The sequence below is a fragment of the Luteitalea sp. genome (assembly GCF_044337415.1).
In the GTDB taxonomy this organism is placed as follows: Bacteria; Acidobacteriota; Vicinamibacteria; order Vicinamibacterales; family Vicinamibacteraceae; genus Luteitalea.
Genome location: NZ_JBIINP010000309.1, coordinates 1 through 3,755, shown reverse-complemented (window position 1 = coordinate 3,755; position 3,755 = coordinate 1). Strand labels below are relative to the sequence as shown.

Sequence of the window (3,755 nt, the reverse complement as noted above, 5' to 3'; positions counted from 1 at the left end):
CCATCCCGGGTACCACGAGCCCATCGACACGATCGATCGCCTCGATTTCGACAAGATGGACCGCGTCGTGCGCCTCACCGTCGAGGCCGTGAAGGCGCTGGCCTCCAGCGACGCGCCGCCGCGATTCCGGTACTGACAGGAGTCGGCAGTCGGCAGTCAGGGTGACACTCATGCGAACGGGCTTCACGCCGCGAAGGTGGACAGGTGCTCGGGCGCTGTCGGCGGCGTGCGCGGTCGCCTGTTGCGCTGCCGTCGCCGTCGCCTCCGGGCAACCGTCATTCCGGGCCGCCACCGACCTCGTCGTCATCGACATGGTGGCGCTCGATCGCGACGGACGGTTCGTGGCGGACCTCACACCCGACGAGATCGAGGTGAAGGAGGACGGCAAGCGACAACCGGTCCAGCTGCTGCGCGTCGTCGGCGCCGCTGACACGTCCTCCTCCCCCGCGACGCCAGGCACAGGCATCTCCCAGCCGGCAGAGACCATGCCCCGGCCCGCCGACAGCGGTGGTGAGGTCGACGCAGCGACACGGCGACTCGCCATCGTCATCGACACCCTGTCGCTCTCGATCGAAGCCCTGCCGCGCGTGCGCGAGGGCGTGCTCGAGGCCATCGACGACCTGCCGACCGGCTTGCCCGTCGCACTCGTGACGATCGATGGCGACCTCGTCGTCGACCAGCCGTTCACGACCGACAGGGACCTGCTCCGCGCAGCGGTGCGCAAGGTGCGGCCTCAGCTCGACCCTCCGGTGGGGGTGCGCGGCATCTTCGACGCCGTCGATCGCGCCTGTGCCGCTACCTCGGAACAACGTCGCGTCGTCGAGATTGCCGTGGACGCCGGCGAGCAGGCGATGCGCGACGCGCAGGCGCGCAGCGCCGCCGCGAGCGAAGCACTGGCCAGACTGGTGACGCGGCTCGGCGCACTCGACGGACGGAAGCATCTCGTCTTCTATTCGTCTGGCCACGCCATAAGCCCACTGTCGCAGTCGGTGGACGCCATCGCTGCGGCCCTCTCGGCCTGCATCGGGCTCGACCCGATGCAGGCCCGCCGCGACGCCACGACCGCGCTGGGCCGCATCGAGAACCAGACCACGGCCCTGGGGTTACGCGAGGTCGTCACACAGGCCAATCGGGCGCAGGTCACCTTCTATTCGGTCGACCCGGCTGGCGTGACGACGAGCACGATCATGCCGTCGACGCGCGGCACGGCCCAGGCAGGCGGCCAGGGCCCGCTCTTCGCCTACGCCGGCCTTCGCGGCGATGCCGGACGCGACTACGTGGAAGGACTCGCCCTCGAGACCGGGGGCTTGACCGTGAAGTCGAACGACATGGCCCAAGTGCTCCGGCAGGCCGTCGACGATGCGCGTCGCTACTACCTGATCGGCTACACGCCGCCACAACCTGGCGCCAAGGCGGGCCTGCGGAAGATCACGGTCTCCATCAAGCGACGGGGCCTGTCGGTCCGCTATCGCAACGGGTACTTGGCAGCGCCCTCGGCGGTACCTGCCACATCTCCCGCGTCGGACGCGGAGCGGGCGATCGACGGGGCACTGGACTCCCCTGAGCGGTACGCCAGCGAAGCCATCGTGGTGACGCCGACCGTGCAGGACGGCGCGCTGTCGATCGAGGTACTCGTGCCGCACGCGTCGATCACCTGGACCGACGTCGACGGCCAGCGTGACGGTGCCTTCGCGGTGCACGCCGTGGTGAGGCCCGAGGGCACACGAGCTGCACCGATCGACGTCCCGGGCAAGGACATCTCGCTGCGGTTCTCGCCCGAGGAGTACGCACGCCTGGCGGCTGCAGGCACGCTGCGCGTCGTGCTGTCGACGGCAGCGCCGAAGGGGCTGGCGCAGGTAGTGGTCGCAGTACGCGACGCAGGCGGTTGGCTGGCCACGCGGGTGGTCCCGTGCTGCGCCGCCGTCCTGGCCGCGGGTGGAGGTGCCGTCGAGGCAGCTCCGCTGCTGGCACAGGGCTCCGACTACGTCGACGCATTCGTCGCGCGGTTCTCGAACGTGGTGATGGAGGAGACCCTCACGCAGACGTACACACCTGCCCCTTCGACGCTCGGGGGCCGGTACTCTCGTGTGCTGACGCCAGGCACCACCACGACCAGGCGCCTGCGCTCGGACTTCCTCCTGGTTCGGCCGCCGTCGACAGTCTTCTGGCTCGCCTTCCGCGACGTCGTAGAGGTTGACGGCCGTGCCGTCGCCGATCGCGAACACCGCCTCGAGCAGCTCTTCCTGCAGAACACGCGTTCCGGCCTGGCCGAGGCTCAGCGCATCGCGGCGGCAGGCGCCGCGCACTTTCTGGGCCCGCGCACGCGCACGACGACCAGCCCGGTGTTCGCGCTGGCCTTCCTGCAGCCCCACCACCAGGCGCGGTTCGTGTACTCGGTCGAGCCGGCCAAGGGGGGCACGGCTCGCGGACTCCGCACGCTCGTCGCGCGTGAGGTACAGGAACCCACGCTGCTGCGCACCGACACGGGCGGCAACCTGCCGATCCGCGCCCGCTACGAGATCGAGGAGGCCACCGGTGTCGTCCGTGCCAGCGAGCTGTCGTTGACGACGCTTGGCGAGCAGTTGCTGCTGCGAACGACGTACGCTCGAGACGAGCGCGTGCAGGGCGTGGTGCCCGAGACCATGCGCGAGGAACACGTGACGCGCGACGGCGCGCGTCTCGTCACCACGGCGCGGTACGGCCGCGTGCGCACGTTCGGCGTGACCACCAGCGAAGTGGTGCCATGACGAGCGGGACTCCGGCGCAGGAAGGCGAGCAGCTGCAGGCGTGGCGACTCGTCGCGTTGGCGGCGGCTCCGGCGGCAGCCAGCGCCATCGTGCTGGCGGTCGCGCAGGTGGGTCGCGGCTCGTGGATCCAGCAGGCACTTGCTGCCAGCCTGGCCACCGCCCTCGGCCTGGTTGGGGCGCGCCTGAGCTCACGCGGCGGACCGATGGCCGCCAGTGCCGTGCTCGGCGTCTCGCTCGCCGTCCTGGCCGGCACGCTCCTCACGCACGCGGATGCCCCACGTCGCTGGCTCGACCTCGGCGCCGTTCGCCTGTATGCCGCGCCGCTCGTGCTGCCAGCCCTTGTCCTGTGCTGCGCCTTCATGAGGCGCACCGGTGGCTCTAGAGGCGGATTCGCCGACGCAGCCCTGCTGGCGGCTGGAGGGGGCCTCGCGCTGCAGCCCGACGCTTCTCAGCTGCTGGCGCTCTCGGTCGCTGCCGCCGTCACCCTGTGGAGCGAGCGTGGCACCCAGGGGCGATCGACGCTCACGGTCTCGTGTCTGGCCCTCCTGACCGCGTGGACCTTCACCCGGCCGGACCCGCTGCAGCCAGTCCCCCACGTGGAAGGCGTCTTCGCGCTCGCGCTGGCGCATTCGGCGGCGGCGGGCGCGGCCGTCGTCTCGGCTTCCGCGATGTTCGTCGCCGGGCTGTGGGCGCGGGTCGACCGCAGCATCGCCGCCTACTACGCCGCCCTCTTCGCATGTTCGGTGGCGGGGCTCACGCCGGCACCGCTGATCGGCTACGGCGCCGGGCCGTGGCTGGGCTATGGCCTGTTCGTCGCGCTGGCGCCCGGCTGCGACGATGCGACACGCTCGAGCCGGCGACGCTCCGCGGCGGCATAGGCGGCGTTGAGCTGCAGCAGGCGACCGCCGAAGATCAGCGCGTTGAACCCGGCCAGGGTCGGCACGATCATCCAGCCCCCCGTGCTCCAGTCCCACCAGAACAGGAACGGCGCGACGGCGAAGAGCACGA

General features: G+C 71.1%; 3 protein-coding genes. 2 read left to right on the top strand and 1 reads right to left on the bottom strand.

Annotated features, from left to right (window positions below; translation table 11 throughout):
- The first annotated feature begins 170 nt into the window (after nt 1-170).
- Entirely contained in the window at nt 171-2,747 is a 2,577-nt protein-coding gene (locus tag ACIRDX_RS21455) for a VWA domain-containing protein (protein WP_396627467.1), read from the top strand.
- Nucleotides 2,744-3,625, top strand: coding sequence for a hypothetical protein (locus ACIRDX_RS21450; protein WP_396627466.1), 882 nt, complete (start codon nt 2,744-2,746; stop codon nt 3,623-3,625). Before ACIRDX_RS21455 ends, ACIRDX_RS21450 begins: the two co-directional genes overlap by 4 nt.
- Here ACIRDX_RS21450 and ACIRDX_RS21445 read toward each other — a convergent pair.
- Nucleotides 3,547-3,755: hypothetical protein (locus tag ACIRDX_RS21445; RefSeq protein ID WP_396627465.1), on the bottom strand; the 209-nt coding region annotated here is incomplete at its 5' end. The two genes, ACIRDX_RS21450 and ACIRDX_RS21445, sit on opposite strands and share 79 nt — an antisense overlap.

Coding starts and splice junctions, on each gene's coding strand:
- ACIRDX_RS21455 (WP_396627467.1), top strand. CDS start 171: ATGCGAACGGGCTTCACGCCGCGAAGGTGGACAGGTGCTCGGGCGCTG.
- ACIRDX_RS21450 (WP_396627466.1), top strand. CDS start 2,744: ATGACGAGCGGGACTCCGGCGCAGGAAGGCGAGCAGCTGCAGGCGTGG.